Raw genomic sequence first — 2,525 nt, forward strand, 5'->3', positions numbered from 1 at the left:
GGCGGCTCCTTGCGCTGGGGGATCCGACCCCCTTGCCCCTTTTGTGCCCGTCATGGTGCGGAGGTCTTTGGCTCCGACTCGAGAGCCCCTCGGGCCGTTGAAGGTCTTTGCCTCCGACTCGAGAGCCCCTCGGGCCGTTGGAGGTCTTTGGCTCCGACTCGAGAGCCCCTCGGGCCGTTGAAGGTCTTTGCCTCCGACTCGAGGGCCCCTCGGGCCGTTGGAGGTCTTTGCCTCCGACTCGAGCGCCCCTCGTCGTGTCTAGAGTGGTTTGACGCCCATGCGGATCTCGACCAGGTGCTTGCCTTCGGGGTCCTCCGAGGGGTCGCTCAGGTAGGTCTCGTAGACGGGGCGATCGTCGGGTTGGTAGCCGCTGTTGGGGAGCCAGCCCATCAGCGTGTTCCAGGCGCCGGCGTAGTCCTTGCTCGTCAGCTCGAAGCGCGCGCAGACGTACTTGCCGGCGGGGATGGTGAGCAGGTTGATCTCGCCGGAGGTCTCGGTGCCGGGAGCCACGGTCACGCCCAGGCTGATGCGCAGCTTGTCGTCTTCGGTGATCTCCGGGTTGTCGTGGTAGATGCACACCATCTCGCTGTTGGGCGCGCCGAGCAGGCCGCGGGGTCCGGCCCAGGCGCAGTAGCGTCCCCACAGGCCCTCGAAGAGGGCGGAGTCTCCGGCGTAGGGGCCGACGTGGCGCAGGTAGGCGAGCTGCTTTTGGGGGTGGTCTTCGACGTTGATGGATTGAGCGGGGAAGGTGTTCATGACCTCCCCAAGGTAAGGACGCGTGGACGCGGCTGCGTTGCGATCCTTGCGGAGCGCGTTGCGATCCTTGCCGACCGCTTTGCGATCCTTGCGGCCGCGGTATTCGCTGGCCGAGACGCCGAACTTCGCCTTGAAGGCCCGAGCAAAGGTTGCCGGCGAGCTAAAGCCCGTCTCGAGCGCGATCTCGGTGATCGAGCGGTGCGGGCACGCCACCGCGACGGCCGCGGCCTTCTCCAGCCGCAGGCGCAGGATGAACTGGTAGAGGGATTCGCCGGTCATCGCCGTGTACAGGCGATGGAAGTGGTAGGGCGAGAAGGCGGCCTGTTGCGCGACCTCTTCGAGGGACAAGGAGCGGCCCAGGTTCTGCTCGATGTAGTCCTGCGCTCGGTTGATGCGCCTGCGGTACTCCTCGCCGTTGCCCACGGGCAGAGCCTAGCTCATCGCCCCTCGAGCCACTCGACGTGCTCGACGAGGTCGTCCTCCGTGGCGAAGCGGCCGTCGGGGCCGCTGCTGAGCACCGCCGCGCCCCTCGGCGAGCAGTGGATGTGATACGGGGCGCCCCAGGGGTCGCGGGGTGCCTTTTTGAGGATGCCCGCCTCTACGAGCTGCTCCGGATCTCCAGGACAGCGCGCGTCGTGGATCAGCGCGTACATCTCGACGCTCGTGGCGAGGGTGGCGAGGTCCTTCTCGGCCGTGCGCCCGCCCGCGCACACGCCCAGAGAGCCCGTCAGCACGATCAGCCACACCAGCCCTGCGAGGGCCAGGAAGAACAGGCCGAGGTGCCCGGTGAACTCGGCCAGGGAGCGGTAGGCCCGGAGTGTTGGGCTCAGGTCGACACATCGACACACGCGCTCGGGCTCGATCGACGCGCTGGCATGGGAGGCGTCGTAGACGGGGGACAGGGCTTTGGGTGCGGGGTCGCGGGCTTCCACGCCCGGCGTCATTGCGAGGGGCGTGCCAGCTAGTCCCTCAACCAGATCGCCAGCACCGAGTCGTCGGCCTCCATCTCTGTGTAGGGCTCGCAGACGGCGAGGCGCAGCCCGGCGGGCGTCGCCGCCTCGAGCCGCGCCCGGTCGACGTAGTGGAAGGTCATGCCGGCGTGGACCTCGGGCTCGCCGTCGCCGTGCCACAGCCCGTGCAGCAGCACGCCCGCCCCGCCCTCGCGCAGGTGGGCGAGCTGGCTGGCCAGGGACTCGGCGAGGGCCTCGGGGCCGAAGTGCTGGAGCACCTTGTTGGAGTAGATGGCGTCGAAGCCGGGGTCGCCGTCGAGGCCCGCGAGGGTCTGGGCGTCGAGCTGGACGAGCGCGACCTCGGGGTGGGCGGCGCGGTAGCGATCGAGGAAGGGCTGGGAGTAGTCCGAGCCCACGACCGCGTAGCGGGCCCGGAGCATGTCGAGGTCCTTGCCCGGGCCGATGCCCAGCTCGAGCACCCGCGCGCCCTCGGGCAGGTACTCGGCGAGGCGATCGACGAGCGCCCGCCCGTCGTAGCCCTCGGCCATGCTCAGGTACTGCTCGACGCCCTCTTTCGTGTCGTAAAAGCCCACGGGCAGGAGCCTAGCAAGGCGAGGTGGCCAGGCGCGCCGTGCTCGTGCGATGCTCGACGCCCCAGGCGGCGAGGTCAGGCCTAGACGAGTTCCATCACCGAAGTTCGAGCCATCCGTGGAGAAGGATCGTTAGCCGTGCTCCGCACAGGGCGGCGCCGCGCCGTCCGGGCACACTCCTTCGACACTCTCCACAAGGTAGGCTGTTCGTGGTTTCCCTGGCCTCGGT

3 protein-coding genes are annotated in these 2,525 nt (G+C 68.9%); all 3 read right to left on the reverse strand.

From position 1 onward, the window contains the following. Window positions 1-258 precede the first annotated feature (258 nt). The 3 genes from PPSIR1_RS41285 to PPSIR1_RS41295 are packed head-to-tail and all read right to left on the reverse strand — an operon-like array spanning window position 259 to window position 2,299. Window positions 259-1,179: an AraC family transcriptional regulator gene (locus tag PPSIR1_RS41285; protein WP_006977302.1), complete on the reverse strand. Its 921-nt coding sequence runs from the start codon at window positions 1,177-1,179 to the stop codon at window positions 259-261. A 14-nt stretch (window positions 1,180-1,193) separates the two neighbouring features. Continuing rightward, window positions 1,194-1,688, reverse strand: a complete 495-nt coding sequence (locus PPSIR1_RS41290) for a type II secretion system protein GspG (protein ID WP_157596539.1) — start codon at window positions 1,686-1,688, stop codon at window positions 1,194-1,196. A 29-nt stretch (window positions 1,689-1,717) separates the two neighbouring features. Beyond that, on the reverse strand, window positions 1,718-2,299 hold the full coding sequence (locus PPSIR1_RS41295) for a class I SAM-dependent methyltransferase (protein WP_006977304.1): 582 nt from the start codon (window positions 2,297-2,299) through the stop codon (window positions 1,718-1,720). Window positions 2,300-2,525: the final 226 nt, after the last annotated feature.

Origin of the sequence: Plesiocystis pacifica SIR-1, from assembly GCF_000170895.1 — a bacterium.
GTDB lineage: Bacteria > Myxococcota_A > Polyangia > Nannocystales > Nannocystaceae > Plesiocystis > Plesiocystis pacifica.